The organism is Acidimicrobiales bacterium, assembly GCA_035536915.1.
GTDB lineage: Bacteria > Actinomycetota > Acidimicrobiia > Acidimicrobiales > JAHWLA01 > JAHWLA01.
Map to the genome: position 1 here is coordinate 56,598 of DATLNE010000003.1, position 22,752 is coordinate 79,349.

Annotated in this window: 20 protein-coding genes; 11 read left to right on the forward strand and 9 right to left on the reverse strand. The window is 71.2% G+C overall.

The features are described 5' to 3' along the window. Positions 1-8: 8 nt before the first annotated feature. Positions 9-1,691 (forward strand): EAL domain-containing protein, encoded by a 1,683-nt coding sequence (locus VM938_01100; protein ID HVF73616.1) that lies wholly within the window; start codon positions 9-11, stop codon positions 1,689-1,691. Positions 1,692-1,726: 35 nt separating this feature from the next. Here the strand turns inward: VM938_01100 and VM938_01105 are convergent, their stop codons facing one another. Then, positions 1,727-2,746 (reverse strand): PHP domain-containing protein, encoded by a 1,020-nt coding sequence (locus VM938_01105; GenBank protein ID HVF73617.1) that lies wholly within the window; start codon positions 2,744-2,746, stop codon positions 1,727-1,729. Positions 2,747-2,758: 12 nt separating this feature from the next. Then, the gene (locus tag VM938_01110) at positions 2,759-4,177 is read right to left on the reverse strand and encodes a protein kinase (protein ID HVF73618.1); all 1,419 of its coding nucleotides are present in this window, start codon (positions 4,175-4,177) and stop codon (positions 2,759-2,761) included. Positions 4,178-4,240: 63 nt separating this feature from the next. Between VM938_01110 and VM938_01115 the strand changes: the two genes are divergently transcribed. From VM938_01115 to VM938_01130, 4 genes are read left to right on the forward strand one after another with little or no spacing between them, the layout of a single operon-like run. Beyond that, positions 4,241-5,437 carry a PQQ-dependent sugar dehydrogenase gene (locus VM938_01115; GenBank protein ID HVF73619.1) on the forward strand — a complete coding sequence of 399 codons (1,197 nt, stop codon included), beginning with the start codon at positions 4,241-4,243 and terminating at the stop codon, positions 5,435-5,437. Positions 5,438-5,454: 17 nt separating this feature from the next. Then, complete coding sequence (locus tag VM938_01120) at positions 5,455-5,961, forward strand: NTP transferase domain-containing protein (protein ID HVF73620.1); 507 nt, start codon at positions 5,455-5,457, stop codon at positions 5,959-5,961. Further along, positions 5,958-6,773 (forward strand): formate dehydrogenase accessory sulfurtransferase FdhD, encoded by an 816-nt coding sequence (gene fdhD, locus VM938_01125; GenBank protein HVF73621.1) that lies wholly within the window; start codon positions 5,958-5,960, stop codon positions 6,771-6,773. Before VM938_01120 ends, fdhD begins: the two co-directional genes overlap by 4 nt. 2 nt (positions 6,774-6,775) lie before the next feature. Further along, entirely contained in the window at positions 6,776-7,012 is a 237-nt protein-coding gene (locus VM938_01130; protein HVF73622.1) for a ribbon-helix-helix protein, CopG family, read from the forward strand. 36 nt (positions 7,013-7,048) lie between these two features. Here VM938_01130 and VM938_01135 read toward each other — a convergent pair whose 3' ends face one another. Then, the gene (locus VM938_01135) at positions 7,049-7,459 is read right to left on the reverse strand and encodes a PPOX class F420-dependent oxidoreductase (protein ID HVF73623.1); all 411 of its coding nucleotides are present in this window, start codon (positions 7,457-7,459) and stop codon (positions 7,049-7,051) included. A 4-nt stretch (positions 7,460-7,463) separates the two neighbouring features. Further along, complete coding sequence (locus VM938_01140) at positions 7,464-9,656, reverse strand: SpoIIE family protein phosphatase (GenBank protein ID HVF73624.1); 2,193 nt, start codon at positions 9,654-9,656, stop codon at positions 7,464-7,466. 64 nt (positions 9,657-9,720) lie between these two features. Here VM938_01140 and VM938_01145 point away from each other — a divergent pair, with 64 nt between their 5' ends. Genes VM938_01145 through VM938_01155 form a run of 3 tightly spaced genes read left to right on the forward strand, consistent with a single transcriptional unit; the run spans position 9,721 to position 13,386 of the window. Further along, positions 9,721-11,160 (forward strand): NCS2 family permease, encoded by a 1,440-nt coding sequence (locus VM938_01145; GenBank protein ID HVF73625.1) that lies wholly within the window; start codon positions 9,721-9,723, stop codon positions 11,158-11,160. A 24-nt stretch (positions 11,161-11,184) separates the two neighbouring features. Beyond that, on the forward strand, positions 11,185-11,649 hold the full coding sequence (locus VM938_01150) for an SRPBCC family protein (protein ID HVF73626.1): 465 nt from the start codon (positions 11,185-11,187) through the stop codon (positions 11,647-11,649). Between the two features lie 45 nt (positions 11,650-11,694). Continuing rightward, positions 11,695-13,386, forward strand: a complete 1,692-nt coding sequence (locus VM938_01155) for an ATPase, T2SS/T4P/T4SS family (protein ID HVF73627.1) — start codon at positions 11,695-11,697, stop codon at positions 13,384-13,386. 18 nt (positions 13,387-13,404) lie between these two features. Here VM938_01155 and VM938_01160 read toward each other — a convergent pair whose 3' ends face one another. Both VM938_01160 and VM938_01165 read right to left on the reverse strand, forming a co-directional pair. Next, entirely contained in the window at positions 13,405-13,674 is a 270-nt protein-coding gene (locus VM938_01160) for a hypothetical protein (GenBank protein HVF73628.1), read from the reverse strand. A 73-nt stretch (positions 13,675-13,747) separates the two neighbouring features. Next, positions 13,748-13,930 carry a hypothetical protein gene (locus VM938_01165; GenBank protein ID HVF73629.1) on the reverse strand — a complete coding sequence of 61 codons (183 nt, stop codon included), beginning with the start codon at positions 13,928-13,930 and terminating at the stop codon, positions 13,748-13,750. A gap of 33 nt (positions 13,931-13,963) precedes the next feature. Here VM938_01165 and VM938_01170 point away from each other — a divergent pair, with 33 nt between their 5' ends. Then, positions 13,964-14,134, forward strand: a complete 171-nt coding sequence (locus VM938_01170; GenBank protein HVF73630.1) for a hypothetical protein — start codon at positions 13,964-13,966, stop codon at positions 14,132-14,134. A 5-nt stretch (positions 14,135-14,139) separates the two neighbouring features. Here the strand turns inward: VM938_01170 and VM938_01175 are convergent, their stop codons facing one another. Continuing rightward, entirely contained in the window at positions 14,140-16,467 is a 2,328-nt protein-coding gene (locus VM938_01175) for a hypothetical protein (GenBank protein HVF73631.1), read from the reverse strand. Between the two features lie 106 nt (positions 16,468-16,573). Here VM938_01175 and VM938_01180 point away from each other — a divergent pair, with 106 nt between their 5' ends. Next, entirely contained in the window at positions 16,574-17,710 is a 1,137-nt protein-coding gene (locus VM938_01180; GenBank protein HVF73632.1) for a FecR domain-containing protein, read from the forward strand. Between the two features lie 13 nt (positions 17,711-17,723). Here VM938_01180 and VM938_01185 read toward each other — a convergent pair whose 3' ends face one another. Continuing rightward, on the reverse strand, positions 17,724-19,550 hold the full coding sequence (locus tag VM938_01185) for a hypothetical protein (protein ID HVF73633.1): 1,827 nt from the start codon (positions 19,548-19,550) through the stop codon (positions 17,724-17,726). Between the two features lie 43 nt (positions 19,551-19,593). Further along, entirely contained in the window at positions 19,594-21,558 is a 1,965-nt protein-coding gene (locus tag VM938_01190) for a hypothetical protein (GenBank protein ID HVF73634.1), read from the reverse strand. A 173-nt stretch (positions 21,559-21,731) separates the two neighbouring features. Between VM938_01190 and VM938_01195 the strand changes: the two genes are divergently transcribed. Next, a complete protein-coding gene (locus VM938_01195; GenBank protein ID HVF73635.1) occupies positions 21,732-22,667 on the forward strand; it encodes a sigma-70 family RNA polymerase sigma factor in 936 nt (311 codons plus the stop codon). Positions 22,668-22,752: the final 85 nt, after the last annotated feature.

Consider the following 22,752-nt stretch of genomic DNA (forward strand, 5'->3'; position numbering starts at 1 on the left):
TGGAGGGAATGAGTCGGGCGCTGCTCGACGCATTGCCGGCACATACGGCGGTGCTCGACCACACCGGCGGCGTGTTGGCAGTGAACCGGGCATGGGTGCGTTTCGCCGACGAGCACCCCGACGATCCTTGGCGCCCGCCGGTCGGTGCCGACTACCTGGCCGCGTGCGAGGAGGCCGCCCGGGCGGGCTCGGTGCAGGCCCCGCTGGTGGCTGACGGCGTGCGTGCCGTGCTGACCGGCCGCACCCGCGCCTTCCACCTCGACTTCGCCGAGACGATCGCCGACGACGAACTGTGGTTCAGCTTCCGGGTGAGCCCGCTCGACACCGACGGCAACGGCGGCGCCCTCGTCTCCTATACCGACATCACCAGCCGCAAGCGGGCTGAGACGCAGTTGGCGCACCAGGCCCTGCACGACCCGCTGACCGGGCTGCCCAATCGCACGTTGTTCCTCGACCGGCTGAGCCTGTCGTTGGCCCGGCTGGACCGGCGCTCGACCACCGTCGCCGTGCTCTTCCTCGACCTCGACCGCTTCAAGATCGTCAACGACAGCATGGGCCACGAGGTGGGCGACCAGCTCATCACCGCCATGGCCGGCCGCCTGCGCGGCGTACTGCGCCCCGGCGACACCGCAGCGCGTTTCGGCGGCGACGAGTTCACCGTGTTGTGCGAGGAGATAGCCGAGCCCCAGGACGCCATCGCCATCGCCGACCGCATCATCGCCGCGGTGGCCAAGCCCTTTCAGATGGAGGACGCCGAGGCCTACCTCAGCAGCAGCGTCGGCATCGCCTTGGCCACGAGCTCGGCCGACCAGCCCGAGGCCTTGGTGCGCGATGCCGATGCCGCCATGTACCAGGCCAAGCAGCGGGGCAAGGCCCGCTGGGTGCTGTTCGACGACGAGATGCGGGCCGGGGCGGTAGCCCGCCTGGAGATCGAGAACGCCCTGCACCGGGCGCTGGAGCGCAACGAGTTCACCGTGCACTACCAGCGCATCGTCGAGCCCCTGTCAGGACGGGTGGTCGGGGCCGAAGCCCTGGCCCGATGGCAGAACGAGTCGCTCGGGTCGATGGCCCCCGATGTGTGGTTGCCGCTGGCCGAGGAGATCGGGCTCATCGTGCCCATCGGCGCGTGGGTGCTGGCCGAGGCGTGCCGCCAACTCGCCACCTGGCGGGCCGAGGGCGTGGCCGACGACAGCTTCTACATGGCCGTGAACCTGTCGGCTCGCCAACTGGCCCAGCCCGACCTCGACGGCATGGTGCGCCGCACGCTCGATGCCGCTCGGTTGTCGGGCCGCGACCTGTGCCTCGAAGTGACGGAAGGCGCGCTGCTGGTCGACGTCGAGCACGCGGGCGGTCGCCTGCAGGAGCTACGCGACTTCGGCGTGCGGGTCGCCCTCGACGACTTCGGGACGGGCTATTCCTCGCTCGCCCACCTGCGCCACTTCCCCATCGACTTCCTGAAGATCGACCACACCTTCGTGCACGACCTCGATCGGGAAGGCGCACCGGCCGCCGTCGTGTCCGCCGTGGTCGAACTGGCCCACGCCCTGGGGTTGCGGGCAGTGGCCGAAGGCGTCGAGACCGACTTGCAGCGCAAGCTGGTGGAGGCCATGGGCTGCGACGCCGCCCAGGGCTCCGCCTACGGCTCGCCGACCCCCGCCGAGTCGTTCTGGTCCGGGAATCCCGCGCTCTGACGCGGGATTCCCGGACCAGAACTAGTGCCCCGTCACTAGCCGGCGCGGTGTGACTGGGTCCAGGCCACGAGCTCGTCGGCCGGGAGTGTGTTGACCACCCGATCCTCGGTCACCCCGCATTCGGCGGCCCGGTCACAGCCGAACGGCTGCCATTCCAACTGGCCAGGCGCGTGGGCATCGGTGTCGATGGAGAACCGGCACCCGACCTCGACCGCCTGTGAGAGCAGCCGCCGCGGCGGATCGAGGCGCTCGGGCCGGCAGTTGACCTCGACGGCCTTGTCGTAGGCGGCGGCCACCGTGAAGACGGCATCGGCGTCGAAGGTCGACTCCGGCCGCCCCCGGCCGACGACGATGCGCCCGGTGCAGTGGCCGAGGATGTCGACGTAGGGGTTCTCCAGCGCCCGCACCATCCGGTACGTCATGCCGATGGGTTCCTGGCGCAGCTTGGAGTGGACGGAGGCCACCACCACGTCGAGGCGGTCGAGCAGTTCCGGTGACTGGTCAAGGCTGCCGTCCTCGAGAATGTCGACCTCGATGCCGGCGAGGATGCGGAACGGCGCCAGCTTCTCGTTGAGCTCGTCGATGACGTCGAGCTGTCGTCGTAGGCGGTCCTCCGACAACCCGTTGGCGATGGTCAGCCGGGGCGAGTGGTCGGTCAGCACCACGTACTCGTGGCCCAGGTCGCGAGCGGCCTCGGCCATCACCTCGATGGGGCTGCCCCCGTCGGACCAGTCCGAATGTGTGTGGCAGTCGCCTCGCAGGGCGGCCCGCAGGGCGGCGCCGATGCCTTCGGCCGGGTCGGGGCTGTGCTCCTCCAGGCGGGCCAGGTAACTCGGTACGTCCCCCGCCAAGGCCTGCACGATGACCCGTTCGGTCTTCTCCCCCACCCCCGACAACGACCGCAACTTCCCCGCCGCCGCCAAGGCTTCGACGTCGGCCCGGGAGAGGTCACGGATGGCGTCGGCCGCGCCACGGAAGGCCCGCACGCGATAGGTCGGCTCTCGCGATCGTTCGAGCAGATAGGCGATGCGGTCGAGGGCTTCGACGGGTTCCAACGGCGTCAGAGGCTAATCGTTGCCCTTGCCCCTGCCCTTCTTCTCACCTTGGTCGTCGTCCTTGTCGGTGTTGTCTGCGGGCGGCGGCACCACCACGGGCGCGGCAGTGGTGGGCGGCGTCGTGGCGACCGTGGGCGGCGCCGCGCCGGGGATCTGACGCAGCAGGTCGATGGTCTCGTTGGCCGCGGTGTCAAAGAGCTGGCGCTGTTGGTGCCACGTGGCCACATCGACGAGCAACCGGTTGGCAGCGTCGGAGCCGCCCCCCGCGTCGACATCGCTCGCCACCTGGCCGAGCCGCTGGCTCAGTTCCGGTCCCTTGGGCCCGTCGCCCACCTTCACGCGTTCGGCCAGGTCGCGGATGCGTCCCGCCAGCGACCCGCGGTCGACGCCGCCGTCGTCGCCGTTGCGGCCCGCGGCCATGGCGAGGAACAGGATGAACAGCACCACCGCTGCCGCGCCCAGGAGCATGGTGGGCGACACGACGGGGTTGCGCGACTGGCGATGGCGGACCCCCGCGGCGGCGGGGGCAACCGGCACCACCGTGGTGGCGTCGCCCGTGGCCATCATGGTCGTGGCGTCCATGCCGACGCCCTCGGCGGCCAAGCCCGCTCCCAACGCGTCGGCCATCTCGGCGGCGTCGCTGAACCGGTCGGCGGGCTCCCTGTCCATGGCCCGTTCCACGGCGGCCACCAAGGCAGGGTCGAGGTCGGGTCGTAGGGACGAGAGGGCGGGGGGCTCGGCGTGGCGGATGGCGCTGGCGACGGCGAGGGGCGTGTCGGCCTCGAACGGCTTGCGGCCGGCCAGCGCCTCGTAGAGCACGATTCCCAACGAGTAGAGGTCGGACTGCGGCGTGGCCGGCTGGCTGTCGATGCGTTCGGGCGCCAGGTAGGCCGGGGTGCCGAGCAACATGCCGGTCGCCGTGGTGTCGTTGCCCGTCGCCGCCTCTGCGCTCTTGGCGATGCCGAAGTCGGCCACCTTGGCGCAGCCGTCGGCGCCGAGGAGGATGTTCCCGGGCTTGACGTCACGGTGCACGACCCCTGCGGCGTGGGCCGCGGCCAGCGCGCCGAGCACGTCGCCCGCCACCCGCACCACCCACTCGGGCTCCTGTGGCCCCCCCAAGCGGTCGGCCAGGGTCTCGCCCGGCAACCGCTCCATCACCAGGTAGGGCAGGCCGTCGTCCTCGCCGGTGTCGAAGATGGCGACGACGTTGGGGTGCGAGAGGCGGGCGGCGGAGCGGGCTTCCTGCTCGAAGCGGGCCCGCACGTCGGGGTTGCGCAGCAGCGGGCGGCGCAGCATCTTGACGGCCACCGGCCGACCCAGGCGTTCGTCGACGGCCTCGAACACGTCGGCCATCCCGCCCCGGCCGAGCGGCGGGCCCAAGCGGTAACGGCCCCCCAGCAGCCGCGGCGCAGTTGTCGACGTGGTCTCCACGAAGCGCTCCTACCCCTCGTCCGCCTCGACCACGCCGGGCCGCGTTTGCCATCCTTCCCGCCCATGCCGCTTCCCCGCCTGCGCATCCTCCTCGTCGTGGCCGCCCTCGTGGCGGGTGCCTGTGGCGGCGGGGGTGACGACGACACCTCGTCCGAGACCACCACGTCGACCACCGGCGGGCCACCGGCGGCGCCCGCGGGCCCTCCCACGCAGCAGCAGCTCGACGGGCTCAACGTGCAGTGGACCCACATCGCCACGGCCAAGTTCCCCACGGTGGTGACGCATCGCCAGGGGGCGTTGTACGTCGGTGAGCGGGAGGGCACGGTGCGGGCCATCAAGGACGGCAAGCCCGTCGACCCGCCCGCCCTCGACATCGCCTCCGAGGTGGGCACCACAGGGGAAGGCGGCTTCCTGGGCCTGGCCTTCTCGCCCGACGGCACCACCATGTACGTCAGCTACACCGACAACAAGACAGACAGCCGGGTGGCCGCCTACACCATGGCCGGCGAGCGGGCCGACCCTGCGTCGCGGCGCGAGTTGCTGTTCGTCGACCAGCCCGCGTCGGTGCACAACGGGGGCAACCTGGTCGTCGACGGCAAGGGGCTGTTGTGGGTGTCGTTCGGCGACGGCGGCGTGCGCACGCCGACAGGGCGCCAGGCGGCGCAGGACCTCGGCAACTTGTTGGGAACCATCGTGCGCATCGACCCCAAGCCGTCGGGCGGCAAGCCCTACACGGTGCCCGCCGACAACCCGTACGTGGGGCGGGCGGGCGCCCTGCCCGAGATCTACGCCTACGGCTTGCGCAACCCGTGGCGCTTCTCGCTCGACCGGGCGACGGGCGACCTGTGGATCGGCGACGTGGGCGAAGCCAACGCCGAGGAGATCGACTTGCTGGCCGCCTCGGCCAAGGGCGCCAACTTCGGCTGGCCCGCTTTCGAGGGCGCCGTGCGCTTCACAGGCTCGCCGCCCGCCGACCACGTGCCGCCGCTGAAGTCGATCGCCCGCAGCAAGACGTTCTGCGCGGTGACGGGTGGCTACGTCTACCGAGGCAAGGCCATCCCCGACCTGGTGGGCACCTACGTCTACGGCGAGCTGTGCGGCGGCAACGTGTCGTTGCTCAGCCAGAAGGACGGAAAGGTGGTGGCCGAACGCCCGCTCGGCGTGTTGCTCGACCAGTTGGTGTCGTTCGGCGAGGACGCCGACGGCGAGCTCTACGCCATGTCGCTCGTCGGGCAGATCTGGAAGCTGACGCCGGGCTGACCCGCGACAATGGCGGGGTGACCGTTGCCGGGGTGCTGCTGACCGGGGGTGCCAGCCGGCGCCTCGGGCGCGACAAGGCCCGGCTGCCCGTGGCGATGCGCTTGGCCGCGGTGCTGCAAGAGGCGCTCGACGGACCGGTAGTGGAGGTCGGTGCAGGAACCACCGGGCTGCCGTGCATCGACGACGTGGGGCGCGAGGGGCCGCTGGCCGCGCTGGCCATGGTCCCGGCCGCGGACACGGTGGTGCTGGCCTGCGACCTGCCGTTCGTGTCGGTCGACTTGGTGCGTCGGCGCGCCGCCCGGGCGGCGACGGCGGTCCCGGTGGTCGGCGGTCGGGCGCAGCCGCTGTGCGCTCGGTACAGCGCGGCCGCTCTGGCGGCGGTGCCCGCGCTGGTGGCGGCCGGTGAGAGGCGCATGACGGCGCTGCTCGATGCCGTCGAGGTCGAGTGGCTCTCCGACTTCGCGCCGGCCGGCGAGTTCGCCGACGTCGACACGCCCGACGACCTGGCGCGGTTGGGCCTGTGACCCGTCGCACCGTCACGTCCACCCGCATGACGGCGGTGCGCGACGGACGGGCCGTGGAGTTGCCCGACACCCTTGTCACCGAGGAGCCGCTGCAGATACAGGTGAACGGCGAGGCGCTGTCGGTGACGATGCGCACGCCCGGCCACGACTTCGAGCTCGCCGTCGGGTACCTGTTGAGCGAAGGGCTGATCGCTTCGGCCGACGAGGTATCGACGATCAAGTACTGCGAACTGGGGGCCGACGAGCCGCAGGAGTTCAACGTGGTGTCGGTGCGGCTGACGCACGAGGTCGAGCTCGACGGCATCGCCCGGCGTACGACGACGACGGCCAGTTGCGGGGTGTGCGGCACGACCACGCTCGACCGGTTGCAGCTTCGGTGCGGCGTGCTGCCGCCGGGGCCGCCGGTGGCCATGTCGACGGTGTTGGGGTTGTCGGACAAGCTGCGTGCCGCGCAGGCGCTGTTCGACCGCACCGGTGGGCTCCATGCTGCGGGGCTGTTCACTCGTGACGGCGATCTGGTCGAGGTGCGCGAGGACGTGGGGCGCCACAACGCCCTCGACAAGCTCATCGGGCGGGCGGTGCTCGACCACCGGTTGCCGCTGAGCGACCACGTCGTCGCCCTGTCGGGCCGCGTCAGCTACGAGCTGGTGCAGAAGGCCGCCGTGGCAGGCGTGCCGGTGCTGTGCGCCGTCTCCGCGCCGTCGAGCCTGGCGGTGGAAACGGCCCGCCGCGTGGAGATGGGCCTGGCCGCCTTCGTCCGCAACGGCACCGCCAACATCTACGCCACTCCCGCCCGCTTCGAGGTTGAGTGAAAGTGCCCAAGGTCCGCATCGAAGCCCGGCTCACCGACGACCAGGCACGCGCCGTACAGGTGGCAGCCGCGGCCCGCGGGATCTCGATCGCCGAGGTCATCAGAGAGGCGCTCGACCAGCACCTAACAACGCACTCCCGGCGCCAGCGCGCCGTACGAGCGATCGGCGGCTACCGGTCAGGCCGGACCGACATAAGCATCAGCCACGACGACGCCTTCGAGGCCGTCCCGAGTACATAGCTCACCGAATCGGTGAGCTATGTACTCGGGAGTGGCCTAGCCGGCGCGGGTGGGGCCGGCGGAGTCGACGGCGATCCGGAGCACCACTCGCTTTTCTCGTCCCATGGCGGTGCGGTACTCGTCCCAGTCGGGGTGTTCGCCTGCCATGCGCCGGTACAGCGCCACCAGCCGGTCCATGGCCTCGGGCAGAGACACCACTGAGGCGACGCCGTCGACCTGCACCCACGAGCCGAAGAACCCGTCGGGGAACACGCACAACGACACCGCCGGGTCACGCCGGGCGTTCAGCACCTTCATGGCCGTCTCCCGGCTGCTGATCTCGACGAAGCCCTCCTCGTCGACCCCCGCCATCACGGGCGACATCTGCGGCCGCCCGTCGGCCCGGCGGGTGGCCAGCACGGCTCGGTGGTTCTCCCGGATGAAGTCCAGTGCCTCGGCGATCTCCATGGGATCAGCCTGGCACTCGCAGGCACACGAGCGCGAGGTCGTCGCCCGCCTCGCCTTCTTCGAACTCCGCCACGCTTGCCACCACGGCCGCCACCAGCTCGTCGGCCCGCATGCCGGCGCACGACGCCAGCAACGCCTCCAGCTTCGCGTCACCGAACTGCTCGCCCGTCCGGCGGGCCTCGACCACGCCGTCGGTGAAGAACAGCAGCGCATCCCCCGGCCCCAGGTACACGCCTTCGTCGTGCAGCTCGACCTCATGGAACAGCCCGATCAGCGACCCGGCCCGCCCCACCTGCTCGACCCGGCCGTCGACCCGGAGCACCATCGGCAGCGGGTGCCCGCCGCACGCCACCGTGCAGATCACCCCGTCACCATCGGGCACCACCAGCCCGTACACCGCGGTGCAGAACCGCTCCCCCGTCTCGGCCGTCAGCACCGCCTCGTTCAACAACCGCAGCACCCGGCTGGGCAGCCGCTCACGAATAGCGGCGGCCCGCACCGTGTAGCGGGTGAGTGCGGTCAGCGCCGCGGCCTCGGCGCCCTTGCCGCACACGTCGCCCATGACGACGCCCCACCCGTCGAGCCCCACCTCGAACAGGTCGTAGAAGTCGCCGACCACGTCGACGCCGTGCCCGGCGGGCCGGTAGTGGGCCGCCACCTCCAGGCCGAAGATCTCGGGCAGGTGCGGCGGCAGCAGGCTGGCCTGCAAGGTCCGCGCCAACTCGGCGAACTCGGCCCGGCTGGCCCGCAGCTCGTCTTCCCACTGGCGCCGCTCGGTTACGTCGACCATGAGCCCGAGCAACCGCTCCGACTGGCTCTGCTCGTCGGCGGCCACGTAGACGATGTTGCGCAGCCACCGCACCCGCCCGTCGGCGGCCAGCATGCGGTACTCGAACTCGTAGTGGTCGCCCGCGTCGGTGGCCGCCCGCCAGAAGTCGGCCACCCACTCCCGGTCGTCGGGGTGCACGTGCGAGGACCAGAAGTCGACCTCGTCGACCCAGCGCGATGCCGGGTAGCCGAGCATGGCTTCGGCCTGCTGGTTGACGAAGGTGAAGCGCAGCGTGGCGGGCTCGGCCTCCCACACCACGGCGCCGAGGCTGTCAACGAACGAACGGAACCGTTCCTCGCCCTCGCGCACCTGGCGGTGCAAGCGGGCGTTGTCGACGGCCACCGCAGCCCGCCGGGCCAGCTCCTCGGCCAGCGCCAGGTCGGCGGGCACATAGGCCACGCTGTCGTCGCCCCGCACGAAGGTGATCGCCCCGACCGTCCGGCCGCGGGCGTTCATGGGCACGATCATGGTGGAGCGGAACCCCAACGTCCGCAGGGCTGCGAGGTACTCGTCGCCCATCGACGTCGACACCAGCAACGAATCGGGCACTTCGGCGATGAACTCGGCTTGCCCCGAACCCACCACTTTGGCCACCCCGGTGGCGGCAGTCGGGTCGACGGGGAAGCGGTCCTCCAACGACGCCGCCAGCGCCGCCTTGGCCGGATCGGCATGGGCCACCGCCACCCGTGTGATCGCGCTGTCGTCACCCACCACGCTGACTGCGCACCAGTCGGCCAACGCCTCGACGGCCAACGCCGCCACGTTGCGCAGCGTGACCGTGTAGTCGAGCGACGCCGCCAGCAACTCGCCTGCTTCGGCCAGGAAGGCGAACCGCTGCTTGCTCGCCCGCTCGCGCACCAGCAACCCGGCGGTGTTGAACGACGCCGTCACCACCGACATGAATGCGGCCAGCACGTCGGCCACCTCCACCGGGATGGGAACCGCCGAGTAGGCGACGACCACCGCCTGCAGTTCGTCGTCGAGCGCGATGGGCGACAGTGCGGCGGCCCGGTGCGGCCCGCCCAACTCGTTGACGACCACCGGCAACTGCGTGCGCGCCGTGTCGGCCACCAACGTGGCGCCGGTCTCGACCTCGACGGTGTCGCCCACCACGCCGGTGCCGGTGCCCGCAACCGCCACGAGCCGCAGGCGTACCGCCTCGCCATGCTCGGCCAGCCACACCTCGGCGCCGTCGAGGTCGAGGTCGTCGACCACGGCGTCGGCCGCCACCCGGGCCACTTCCGCCAGGTCGCGCACCGGCGCCAGGCGAGCGGCGACCTCTGCGGTGGCCCGCAAGCGACGGGCCACGGCCATCTGGCGCTCGAGCTCCGCGCGGTCCCCGGTGGGCCGGTCCTGTCCTTGCTCCAACGCCGTCCTTCCGCCGTCTCACAGTCCGCGGGCGACATGGTAGGGCGCCGTACACTTCGCGGCCATGGCCCCCACCCTTGATCGCTGGTTCGGCGTCTCGGCCCAAGGGTCCGACGTGCGCACGGAAATCCGTGGCGGCGTCGCCACCTTCTTCACGATGGCCTACATCGTGGTCCTCAACCCGATCATCCTCTCCAGCGGCCAGGACGCCGACCAACGGCGGTTGGCCTTCGCCGCGGTGGCCGCGTCGACCGCCCTGGTGGCCGCCGTCATGACCATGCTCATGGGCATCGTCGGCCGCTACCCCTTCGCCCTCGCCGCAGGCCTGGGGCTCAACGGGGTGGTCGCCTTCCAACTGGCGCCGCAGATGACGTGGGCCGCAGCCATGGGCATCGTCGTCATCGAAGGGCTCGTCATCACCGCCCTCGTCCTCACCGGCTTTCGCGAAGCGGTGTTCAACGCCATCCCGCTGTCGATCAAGCGGGCCATCAGCGTGGGCATCGGCCTGTTCATCGCCCTCATCGGCTTCGTCGACGCGGGCTTCGTGCGCCGCAACCCCGACGCCCTCAACACCCCCGTGCCCGTCAACCTCGGCATCGGCGGCCGCCTGCTCGGGTGGCCCACCGTGGTCTTCGCCTTCGGCCTCATCCTCACCGCCGTCCTGGTGGCCCGGCGCCAGAAGGGCGCCATCCTCATCGGCATCCTGGTGACGACGGCCTTTGCCATCGCCCTCAACGCCGTTGTCGACGTGCCCGCCCAGATCGGCGCCGACGGCACCATCACGCCGACCGGTTGGGGCCTCAACGTGCCCGACGTCCCCAAGTCCGTGTTCGACATGCCCGACTTCTCGCTGCTGGGCGAGTTCAGCCTGGGCGGCTCCTTTGCCCAAGTGGGCGTCGTCAGCGCCCTGCTGTTCATTTTCACCCTGATGCTGGCCGACTTCTTCGACACCATGGGCTCGGTCGTCGGCGTCGGCTCCGAGGGCGACCTGCTCGACGAGAACGGCCGCCTCCCCGGCGTGCGACGCGTGCTGCTGGTCGACTCGCTGGCCGCCGTCGCAGGCGGTGCCGCCTCGGCCTCGTCGAACACCACCTACATCGAGTCCGCCGCGGGTGTGGGCGACGGTGCTCGTACCGGCCTGGCCTCGGTGGTCACCGGCGTGCTGTTCATCGGGGCGCTGTTCCTCACACCGCTGGCCGCCGTGGTGCCCTACGAAGCGGCCTCGCCCGCCCTCGTGGTCGTGGGCTTCCTGCTCATGACCCAGGTGCGCGACATCCCGTGGGACGACTACGACCTGGCCATCCCCGCCTTCCTCACCATCATCCTCATGCCGTTCACCTACTCGATCACCAACGGCATCGGCGCAGGCTTCATCAGCTTCGTCGTCATCAAGCTGCTGCGGGGCCGGGGCCGCGACGTGCATGCGCTGCTCTACGTCATCGCCGCCTTGTTCGTCGTCTACTTCGCCATCGAGCCCGTGGAGCAATTGCTCGGCGTCAAGTGACGGCGCACGGGGAAGAACTCCCCTATGGCGAGCATCGAACAGAGCATCGAAGTCGACGTGCCCGTGCGCACGGCGTACAACCAATGGACCCAGTTCGAGTCCTTCCCGAAGTTCATGGAAGGCGTGGAGTCGGTGACGCAGGTGACCGACACGACGAACCACTGGGTGGCCGAGATCGGCGGAGTCAGCCGTGAGTTCGACACCGAGATCACCGAACAGACCCCGGACCAGCGCGTGGCCTGGAAGACCGTCGACGGCCAGGCGCACGCCGGCGTCGTCACCTTCCACCGCCTCGACGAGAACCGCACCAAGGTCATGCTCCAGATGGAGTACGAGCCTGAAGGCTTCGTCGAGACCGTGGGCGACGCCCTCGGTTTCGTGGAGCGGCGCACCAAGGGCGACCTGGCCCGGTTCAAGGAGTTCATCGAGTCCCGCGGCACCGAAGAGGGCGGCTGGCGGGGCGAGGTCGACCAGTCGGCCACCAACTGAGCCTCCCTACAGCTACGCCCGTCCTGCGCCAGGCAGAATGGGGACATGCAGGGTGAAGACATCGAGGTGACGCGCACCTCGCCCCGCCTTCGGCTGGGCGAGGTGCTGCTCAACTCGGGCTTGGTGACCGAGGACCAGCTCATGCTGGCCTTGGCCGAGCAGAAGCGCACCGGCGACCGGCTGGGGCGCATCCTGGTGGAAAAACGCGTCATCACCGACGGCCAGCTCACCCGCATCCTGGCCGGGCAGTTGGGCGCCGAGTTCGTCGACCTCGACGACCGCGCCCTCGACTTCACCGCCGCCCGCTTGGTGCGCGAGTCGTTCTCCCGTCGTCACCAGGCGCTCGGCATCGGGTGGGAGGACGGCCGCTTGGTGGTGGCCATGGCCAACCCGGCCGACGTCTTCGCCGTCGACGACATCCGCTCGATGACCGGCCAGGAGATCAAGCCGGTCATGGTCGAGGCGGCCCCATTGAAGCGGGCCATCGACCGAGTGTGGTCGACCAAGGCCGAAGACATCATGAAGCTCGTCGAGGTCGACGACGTCGACGATGCGCCGGTGCAGAACGCCACCGAGGACGCCCCCGTCGTCCAGTTCGTCAACGAGCTCATTACCCGGGCCGTGCACGAAGGCGCCTCCGACATCCACCTGGAGCCGGGCGAGTCGGAACTGCGCATCCGCTTCCGGGTCGACGGGGTGCTCCACGACATCATGCGGGTGCCCCGCTCGATCCAGGCCAGCGTGATCAGCAGGCTCAAGATCATGGGCGACATCGACATCGCCGAGCGCCGCCTGCCCCAGGACGGCCGCATCACCGTGCCCCTCGAAGGGCGCCGGGTCGATTTCCGCCTGGTGACCCTGCCCACCGCCCAGGGCGAAGCGCTGGTCATCCGGGTGCTCGACCGCAAGAGCGGCCTGGTGGGCGTCGACGAGATGGGCTTCCTGCCCGAGACGGGCGACCGCTACCGGGAGGCGTACCGCCGCCCGTGGGGGGCCATCCTCGTGACCGGGCCTACCGGGTCGGGCAAGTCGACCACCCTCTACGCCACCTTGGCCGAGATCAACGACCCCCAGAAGTCGATCATCACCGTCGAAGACCCCATCGAATACCGCATGGCGGGCATCAAGCAGGTGCAGGTCAACCGCAAGGCGGGACTGACCTTCGCCAACGCCCTGCGTTCGATCCTCCGGGCCGACCCCGACATCGTGCTGGTGGGCGAGATCCGCGACCAGGAGACGGCCACCATCGCCGTCGAGGCGGCGCTGACCGGCCACCTGGTGTTGTCGACCCTGCACACCAACGACGCCGCCTCCACGCCGGCCCGACTGCTCGACATGGGGGTGGAGCCGTTCCTGGTGACCTCGGCCGTGTCGTGCGTGGTGGCCCAGCGGCTGGCCCGCGAGCTCTGCCAGCGGTGCAAGGCCGCTTACACGCCCACCGAGGCGGAACTGGCAGCGGCCGGGTGGCGCGATGACTGGCCGCTCGAGGGCACGACGTTCTTCCGTCCCGAGGGCTGCGGGACGTGCGGCAAGACCGGCTACCGAGGGCGCTTCGCCGTCCACGAGGTCATGCCCATGAGCGAGGCCGTCAGCGGCCTGGTGCTGCAGCACGCGCCCACCGAGCGAGTGCGCGAGCAGGCGCGGGCCGAGGGCATGCTGACGATGCGGGAGGACGGCCTGCGCAAGGTGGCGCAAGGTCGCACGAGCTTCGAGGAACTGTTCCGGGTCGTCGCCTGAACCGGCGACGCCTCGGCGTCAGGCTTCGAGCGCGTCGGTAAGCAGCGAGAGCTCGTCCATGAGGGCGGCCGACCCGTCGCGGCGCACGTAGGTGACCGGGGTGGCGTCGGCGCACCAGCGGCGCAGGAGCTCGGCACGCTCACCCAACTCGACCGGATCGGTGAACCGGTAGATCAGGGTGCCGCACACGCAGTCTTCGCCGCCGTAGATGTCGACCCGCAGCTCTTCGCCCTCGGTGTCGACGCCGTACACGAGCAGGTTTTGGATGACTTCGATGTCGTTGTTCATTGTTGTCCCGCCCCCTTGCTGCTGTCTGGATCGGCAGTCCACACCAGAAGATGAGGACTTATCAGCAACCCGGTTACTCCTTCGTGGCCACCGCATTGGGCGTGACGTTCATCTTCGGCTCGTAGGCCGCGACCTCGACGTCGCGGGCGGTTCCGCCCATGGCACGCAAAGCGTCCCGGCACTCGACGCAGGGCCCGTAGAAGCGGGCGGTTACGTCGGACGAACAGCGGGGACAGGTGAAGGCGAGCACGTCCACACCCCCAGGATGGCCTACCAGCCGGAGGTTTCGATGGATCCCACGATCCGCTTTCTCTTCTACCTCGCAGCGGCAATCTGCTTCGCCATCGCCGCCTTCGCCGCGGGGCGGGCAGGCCGCGGGAACTCCATCGGCTTCCTGCCACTGGGCCTGCTGCTGTGGATCGCCCCCAGCGTCTGGGACGCAGGCTCCGCCGCCTTCTAGACCGGCTAGACCGGCTCTTCCTGGCGGCGGAGCAAGTCCAGGTTGCGGGTCAGCGCCCGCACCCCGTCGACGATCTCGTGGAGGCGGGCGTCGAGCCTGCCGATGACGTCGGTCATCGAACCGGCCCGTCCTGCCACCTCGGCCACTTGGCCCCGGAGAACTGTCTCCAACCGGGCCATGTCGTCGCGGGTCCCCGCTGCGTGGCGGGCCAACAACTCGGGCACTTCAGGGCCGTCGAGGTCGGCTCGCACCGCCTCGATAGCCTGAGCGAGCGACGAGACGCCGCCGTCGTGGCGCTCGGCCAGCACGACCATGGCCTCGTCGAAGGCCCGACGTAGGGCTGCTTCGGCCTTCGCCACCTCCGACGACAGCGACCGCACGGACGCCTCTTGCACCGAGGTGAACGCGGCGCGTACCCGGTCGCCTTCGGCGGCGACCACGGCGGCCACGTCGACCTCAGGTTCGTCGTCGGCCTGCAGCACGTCGGTGAGCGACGACACGCCGAAGGCGATGGCGTCGACCGAGGAAGCCAGTTCGGCGAGGCGGGCCAGCACGGCATCGGTGCTTTGGCTGATCGGCCCCCGCACGGCGTCGGGCAGCGCCGAGGCCACGGCCACGCTCTCGCGCACAGCGGCTGCCAACTCTTCCTGGGCGGCGGCCATGCGGCCCGCGGCGTGTTCGGCCACCTGTGCGGGCAGCCATCCGGCGAAGGCGCCCACCACGTCGGCCACCCGCTCGGTAACCAGTTCGTTGGAGGCCGACAGTTGGGCAGCCAGTTCCTCGCGCACCGATGCGGCGACCTGTTCGGCCACGCCCGTGCCCAACGGACCGGCGAGGCTGTCGACGTGGCCCCGCAAGGCGCCCGCCACTTCGTCGGGCAGGAAGGCGGCCAGCCCTGTGACCTGTTCGGCCACCACCCCACTGACCGACGCCGCCACCTGGTGCGCCATGCCCTCGACGTGTTGCCGGACAGCACCTTCGAGCTGTGCCGCCGTCGTGCCGCCCACGCTGTCGAGATGCGAATGGAGTTGGGCGGCCTCCTCGGCCACCTGGCCCGCGACGGCTTCGACGTGCTCGCGCACGGCGGCGGCCACCTGCTCGGGGAGGTGGGCGGCGACGCCCGCCACGTGTTCGCCGACGCCCGCCACCTGCTCGCGCACCGCGGCCGCCACTTGTTCGGGAAGGAAGGCAGCCAGCCCGGCCACCTGTTCGGTCACCGACTCGTGGACGGCGGCGGTAACGCCTGCCACCTGCTCGCGCAACGCCCCCGCCACCTGCTCGGGGAGGAACGCAGCCAGGCTCGCCACCTGGTCGGCCACCGCGGCGTTGACGACACCGGGCATGGCCTCGGCCTGCCGGCGCAACGCATCCCCCACCTGGTCGGCCACGAGGGCGTCGACGGTGCCGGGGATGGCGGCAACCTGTTCCTGCAGCGCGCCCGCCACTTGTTCGGGCAGCAGCGCGGCCACGCCCGCCACCTGTTCCCCCACGCCTGCGACCTGCTCGCGCACGGCGGCGGCCACTTGCTCGGGGAGGAAGGCAGCGAGGCCTGCCACCTGTTCGGCCACGCCTGCACCCAACCCGGCGGCCAGGTCGTCGACGCGATGGTGCAGGGCGGCGACCACCTGTTCCGACATGGCATCGAGCCGCTGGCGAACAGGCCCGCTGACCTCCTCGGGCAGGTAGGAGGCGAGGCTCGTCACCTGTTCGGCCACGGCGGCGTTCACCGACGCCACCATGCGGGCCGTCTCGTCGTGCAGCGCAGCACCGATGCCGTCGACCTGGGTGCGAAGGGCCGCGGCCACCTGTTCGGGCAACGAGGCGGCGATGTAGGCCACCTGCTCGCCCAAGGCGACGGCCACCTGCTGGGGCAGGGCCACCACGGCGGGGGCCAGGCGTTCGGCCACCTCTTCGGCCAACCCGCCACGCACGCCCTCGATCCGTTCCACCAATTCGGCCCGTTCCGCCGCCTGACGGGAAGCGTCGGGCACCAGCGAGTCGAGCACGGCCAGCCGATCGTGCAAGCGCTGGACGACCGCCCCGGCCACGGCGTCGAGGTCGATCGCCGGACCGTCGTCGTCGGCCGACGCCAGTTCCTCGAAACGGTGCGTAAGGGACGAGACGCTCACCCCCAGGGCGGCGACGGCGTCGGCGGCGCGGTCGCGGCTCCCCACGACCTGGTCGAGGCGGGCCTCCAGGCGGTCGAGGCGGGCGTCGAGGCCGCCCAACACCTCCGAAAGGGTGGCCAGCATCCCCTGGAGGACGGCCGTGGCTCCCGACCCCCCGTCCGCGTCGATGACGGCAACCTGCTCCCCGGCGTAGTAATCGGGCACGGCGGCGCCTCCTGTGACGTCCCTGCTCGGCGTCCCATTGTCCCGCGCCGGCCCCCCGGAGCGGAGGATGGTCAACCTCGCCGCTCGACGCGCCGATAACCGGAGGATGGCCGGACCGCGCGCGCTGCACGAAGGGGACGATGTCCTCGCCGGTGCGGAGTCCGTCGCGGAGCTCGAGCACTTCGACGGGTCGTCCACCAGGCTCGATGCCAACGCCACCGCCGCCCTCGACCGCATCGCCGACCCCGACGGCCGGCCCCACCTGGTGCTGCGCCTGGGGCCGGGCAACAGCTTCCACCGCACCGCCCCCGACCGCTCCCGCCGAGGCCAGTACGAGGCCCGCACCCCCACCGCCGCCGCCCTGGCCCGCAACGCCACCTTCGTGGCCCGCTGCGCCGCAGACGGCGCCAGTGAGTTCACCGTGCTGACCGGCACCGTCGTGGTGCGGGGAACCACAGGCGGGACCGTCGTCCTGCGGGCCGGCGAGGCCGTAACTGTGGCCGCCGACGGGGCCGTGGGCGACGTCAGCAGCGCAGGCGACGACGCGCTCGCCGACGACGAGTGGATCGCCGTCAACGCCTGGCTCGACGCCGAGGCCGCTCCCCCGCCCGAGCCTGAGCCCGCACCCGAGCCCGAGCTTGAACCGGAGCCCGAGCCGGCCGCCGCCGCTCCCGAGGACCGCCCCATCTTCATCCCCGAGCCCGACGACCACCCCTGGAAGGTCGGCGTGGCTGCGGCCGTGGCCATCAGCATCGGCATCTTCTCGGTGATCATCGGCCGGGCGGGCTCGGCCCGGCCGGTGGACAACTCGGCCGACCCCGACATCGCCGTGCCCGGTCCGCCTGCCTTCTCCAGCCCCGCCTACACGGCGCCAGGCCCGGCGATGACGGCACCCCCGACCACCGAAGTGGCGGCCCCGCCGACCACCACGGCGCCGGCAGTGCCGGCCGCCGCCGCCTCGGTCGACACCGGCGCCTACGACGTGGCCAGCAAGTCGTGTTCCCGAGGCGGCACCAACGTGATCACCTTCACCGGCGCCTTGCGCAACAAGTCGTCGGCCCCGCACACCTACTCGGTGCGGGTGAAGTTCTCCGGGCCCCGCAACGACACGGTGACGACAGTGACCACCACCGTCGAGGTGCCCGCAGGCACCACCAAGACCTTCCGGGTCTCGACCCCGCCGCTGCGCAACGCCGCGGCCGCCACGGCCTGCGACGCCGACCGCGTCGACGTCGTTTCCTGAGCAACCCTGGACGCTAGGGGCGCTGCGCCCTGAACCAGCCGGCCCACCCGGCCGTGCGGTCGAGGTAGACCCGGCGGGCGGCAAGCCCTGTGGCCCCGTAGTCGCCCTCGTAGCCCGACGTGCAGAAGCCGTCGGGGAAACACCACGGCATGGCGGGCTCGATCTGGGTGCCCTCGTGCCACTCGTTGTAGCTGGTGATGGCCACGGTGTCGGCGTCGGCGGCGATGGCGTCGAGCCATGAGGCGTCGTAGCGGCGGCCACCGCCCCGGCCCACCTGGGTGCGGCGCGGGAAGGTGCGCTGGGTGGCGTGGCCGGGCGAGATGGCCGGCGCGCACAACAGGCGGAACCGATGGGCATGGCCGCAGGCTGGGACCAACTGCTCCCGGTTGTAGCGGATGGGGTTGTACGTGTAGATGCCGTCAAACCCGCTCTGGCGGGCGTACCAGGCGAAGTCGCCGTCGAGCACGTCGGCGAAGCGCGAGGTCTCCATCCACAAGCGCATGCCGGGGAACCGCTTGGCCACGCCCAGCCAGTCGCCCACCGGCGGCCCCATGCCGTCGTAGACGTAGGCCTCGTTGATCCCGAGGCGCGACAGCCGGGCGAGGTCGTCGCCCACGGACCCGGGCGAGCGGCCCGCGTAGGGCTCGATGTGGGCGGCCACCCGCAGCCCGTGCCGCCGGGCCGAGTCGACGACGACCGGGAGCACGCTGTCCTCGTACGTCCCCCGGCCCCACCATGAAGCCACGACCACGTTGATGCCACTGCGGGCCATCTCGGTCATGTGGGCGTCCACGGTGTCGGGGTCGCCACTGTTGTACACCCCGCGCTCGGGATAGAAGTCGGCGGGGATGTCGGCGGGCGGCGTCTCGTGCCCGTAGCCGGTCCAGTGGCGCCACGGCCCCGGGGGCGTCTCGTACCACGGGTAGTAGAAGATCGACACCTCGGCCGGGTAGCGAACAGGCCGGGCGGCCATGCCCACCACGGGCTGGTTCAGGGGGAGGTGGTTGGCGCTGCCCGAGTACGGGGCTTCGCCGAAGGTGAACACGCCCCCGTTGGAGGTGGCGATCCAATAGCCGTTGCCCCGAGGCGTGGGGGTGATGCCGACGACCTGCCCGCCGACGTTCACGCCCGCCGTGGAGCCGTAGAACACAGCATCGCCGTAGGAGTAGACGGCACCGTCGGCGCCCACCAGCCAGTAGCCCAGCCCCGAGGGCGACGACGCCATGCCCACCACGTGCGAGGACAGGCGGATGCCGCCCGCGTCGCCATGCCAGCGGGCGTCCCCGAAGGTGAAGACCCGGCCGTCGGACGAGACCAGCCAGTACCCGTAGCCGGTCCCGGTGGGCACCATGCCGACGATGGGCTGGCTGTGCGGGGCGCCGCCCAGTGAGCCGAAGAAGAGGGCGTCGCCGAAGGTGAAGATGCCGCCGTCGGACGCCACGAGCCAGTAGCCCCCGCCGGTGTTGGTGGGTGCCATGCCGACGATGGGCCGGTTCAGGGGCGCCCCGCCGGTCGAGCCGTGGAAGGGCGCGTCGCCGAAGGTGAAGATGCCCCCGTCGGTGGCGACGGTCCAGTAGCCGTTGCCCTTCGGCGTGGGCGCCATGCCGATCATGGGCTTGTTCAGGTGGCGTCCGCCCATGGAGCCGTGGAACGGGGTGTCGTAGCTGAAGATGCCGCCGTCGGTGGCCACCAGCCAATAGCCGTGGGCGATGCCCGTCCCCGGTCCCGCCGCTTGGGCGCCGACATCGCTGGAGCGCGCCGAAGTCGGTCCCAAGGTCAAGCTGGTCGCCACCACGCTGATGGCCGCCACTATCCGCCGTGCCCGCGTTCGCCGTTGCATCTGCTTCCAGGGTCGCGCACGGCGGCCCTCGAAGCGGACGCGATCAGGGAGCGGCGGCCGCCATGCCGTCGACGGAGACGTGCAGGGCGTTGCGCAGGGCTTCGACCGTGGCAGCCAGGGCGACCACCCGCTGGGCCACCAACGCCGTCTCCCGCTCGACGACCTCGGTCACGCCCGAAGCCACCTGGGCCATGCGGGCCTGGTCGTGCTGCTGGCGCTTCACGCTGTCGAGGTGCAGGCCCGACTCCAGCCGTTCGACGTCGCTGCGCATGGCGGAACGGGTTTCGAGCACAAGCTCGGCCACCCGACTGCCCACCGCGGCCTGCTGCTCGACCGCCCCGACGACCGACTGGCACAACGACTGGACGGTCTCCAGCCGACGGTGTTCGTCGTTGAGGGCGGCGGCCACCTGCTCCAGCAGGCGGGTGGCGCTCGCCTGGCGGTCGGTGAGGTCGGTGGCCAGCTGGTCGACGTCGATGGTGTCGAGCTTGTGGGCGAGGGCTGCGGTGCGGCCGTCGATGCGGCGGATCAACGACGTGTGCAACGAGTTGAGGGCGTCCTGCTGCTCTCGCGAGGCGTTCTCGACGGCCGCCAGCACGGGACGGCTGCGGTCCTCCGCGGCCAGGCGGGCCACGGCGTCGGCCATGCCGTTGACGGTGGACGAGAGCGAGTCGAGGTTGCCCGCCATCTCGCTGAGCCTGCCCAGCGACGAGCGGACGTCGGCCGCCACCAGGTCGTCGTGGGCGGTGGCGTGCGTCAGCAGCCGCTCGAGCCCGGCGCCGAGGGTGGAGTGGATCTCGCTGGCCAACGTGGTGGCCCGGGCTTCGTCGTGTTCGAGGCTGGATGCCAACAGGGCCTCGATGCGGGCCAGTCGGGCCCCGGCGTCGTCGCCCTTGGGAACGTTGCCGTTGCCCGAAGCGTTGGCTTGGGTATGCGCCACGACCGCCTCGACCGCAGCCACGGCGCGCTGCAGCGCGTCGCCTTGGTCGGCGCGCGAGGCGAGCAGCGCCTCTTCCAGGCGCTCGGCCACGGCGTGCACGGCCATGGTCGATTCGGCCCGGGCTTCGGCCAAGTCGGCCTCCAGGCGGGCCAGGCCCAGGGCCACGACGGTGGGGTCGGCGGGCGGGGTGCCCGCTGTGGTGAGCAGTTCGGCGATGCCTGCGGTGACGGCGGCCAGACGCTCGTCGAGCAGGGCGCCGAACTCGGGGCCGACAGACGGGGCCGTGGCTTCGGCCATGGCCTCGGCCATGGCGGCTCGGACTTCGGCGGCGACCAGGCCGGGCGACACCGAGGTAGCGGCAACCGCACCGGCCAAGGCGTCGAGCCGGGCTTCCAGGGCCGACATGTCGGGCTGCGGGAGGCTCGCGACAGCGGCGGCCAAGCTCTCGACGCGGGCTTCCAGTACAGCCGTATCGGGCGCGGGCAGGCCGGCCAGGGCCTCGACCGCCTCCGTGAGCCCGTCGAGCCTGGCCTGCAAGGAACCCAGGTCGGGCTGGGGCACGGCGTCGACGGCGTCGGACAATTCCTCGAACCGGGCCTCCAAGGCGGAGGTGTCCGGGGCGGGCAGCGAGGCGACGGCCTGCGCCAACGCGTCGAGCCGGGCTTCCAAGGCGGAGGTGTCGGGGGCGGGTGCCTCACGAACCGCCTCGGCCAGAGCGTCGATGCGGGCCTGCAGCGCCGAGGTGTCGGGCTTGGTCACGGCCGCTTCCACCCCGGCCAGGCGGGCGTCGAGCCCGTCGAGGCGCTCCAATCGTCCGCGGAGGGGCTCGATCACCGCTTCGGGCAGTTCCGTGGCCAGGCGCTGGGCGGCCGTGCGGGTAGCCGTGGTCTGGCCCACTACGGTGGCTTCCAGCGTGGAAAGCCGGTCCTCCAGCCGTTCCAGCACCTCGGCCATGGTGGCCAACATGCCGTGCACGACCGCGCTGGTACCGGGGTCGGCCTGCCAGTCGGGCGGGCTCGAATCCTCTCCGCCGTCCATCACCAACGCCTGGGGACCGGTTCCGGACACGGGACCATGATCGCCCTGGCGGGCAGAAAAGTGGCGGATACCACACTTTCCGTGGGACAGAACGGGTCCACCTGTTTTACACTGGACCTTCGGTCTTTGCCGCTTCCGGCGCGCGCCCAAGCGGCCGTCTTCCCCCTTCCATCCCCCAGTCCAGCACCACAAGAGGTGACGTAGTGCCCAAGCAACGGCCTGAACGTGAGGAAGAAGACCTCGTTCGGCTCTACCTCAACGACATCGGGAAGCATGGCCTCCTGACCAAGGACGACGAGGCTCGCCTCGGACAGGCCATCGAAACGGCCACTGCGGCGCGGGACGAGCTCAACTCGGGCAAGACCCTCACGGCGGCCGAGAAGCGCAAGCTCCGCCAGGCCATCCGGGAGGGCGAGCGGGCCACCCAGATCTTCATCGAGTCCAACCTGCGGCTGGTGGTGTCGATCGCCAAGAAGTACCAGGCGTCCGACCTCCCGCTGCTCGACCTGGTGCAGGAGGGCAACCTGGGCCTGATGCACGCGGTCGAGAAGTTCGACTACCGCAAGGGCTTCAAGTTCTCCACCTACGCCACCTGGTGGATCCGCCAGGCCATCACCCGGGGCATCGCCAACACCGGCCGCACCATCCGGCTGCCCGTCCATGCGGGCGACCTGCTGTCGAGGCTCAAGAAGGCCCGGGTGCAGCTCGAGCTGGAGAAGGGCCGTCGCCCCACCCTGGGCGAACTGGCCAAGGAGCTCGACCTGCCCGAGCGGCAGGTGGCCGAGATCCTGCGCTACGCCTCCGAGCCCATGTCGCTGTCCGACCCCCTGCGGGAGGACTCCGACACCGAGCTCGGCGACATCGTCGAGGACCGCGGTGCCGTGTCGCCCTTCGAGGCGGCTGCCGAGGCCCTGCTGCCCGACGAGCTGTCGCGGCTGCTGGCCCCCTTGGGCGAGCGGGAGCGCGAGATCCTGCGGCTGCGCTTCGGCCTCGACCGGGGCGAGCCCCGCACCCTGGAAGAGGTGGGCGACAAGTTCAACCTCACCCGGGAGCGCATCCGCCAGATCGAGGCCCGGGCCATGTCGAAGCTCCGGCACCCCTCGGCCGACACCGGCGCCCGCGAACTCCTCACCGGCTGAGGCGGCGCACCAAGACGCAGACCACAAGGGCGGCCTCCGGGCCGCCCTTCGTCGTACGTAGGCGGTGTGCCAGCATTGCCGGCCG

Excerpts from the sequence above, each read along its gene's own strand:
- VM938_01100 (HVF73616.1), top strand. The coding sequence starts at position 9 with ATGAGTCGGGCGCTGCTCGACGCATTGCCGGCACATACGGCGGTGCTC.
- VM938_01115 (HVF73619.1), top strand. The coding sequence starts at position 4,241 with ATGCCGCTTCCCCGCCTGCGCATCCTCCTCGTCGTGGCCGCCCTCGTG.
- VM938_01135 (HVF73623.1), bottom strand. The coding sequence starts at position 7,459 with ATGGAGATCGCCGAGGCACTGGACTTCATCCGGGAGAACCACCGAGCC.
- VM938_01145 (HVF73625.1), top strand. The coding sequence starts at position 9,721 with ATGGCCCCCACCCTTGATCGCTGGTTCGGCGTCTCGGCCCAAGGGTCC.
- VM938_01150 (HVF73626.1), top strand. The coding sequence starts at position 11,185 with ATGGCGAGCATCGAACAGAGCATCGAAGTCGACGTGCCCGTGCGCACG.
- VM938_01155 (HVF73627.1), top strand. The coding sequence starts at position 11,695 with ATGCAGGGTGAAGACATCGAGGTGACGCGCACCTCGCCCCGCCTTCGG.
- VM938_01160 (HVF73628.1), bottom strand. The coding sequence starts at position 13,674 with ATGAACAACGACATCGAAGTCATCCAAAACCTGCTCGTGTACGGCGTC.
- VM938_01170 (HVF73630.1), top strand. The coding sequence starts at position 13,964 with ATGGATCCCACGATCCGCTTTCTCTTCTACCTCGCAGCGGCAATCTGC.
- VM938_01180 (HVF73632.1), top strand. The coding sequence starts at position 16,574 with ATGGCCGGACCGCGCGCGCTGCACGAAGGGGACGATGTCCTCGCCGGT.
- VM938_01185 (HVF73633.1), bottom strand. The coding sequence starts at position 19,550 with ATGCAACGGCGAACGCGGGCACGGCGGATAGTGGCGGCCATCAGCGTG.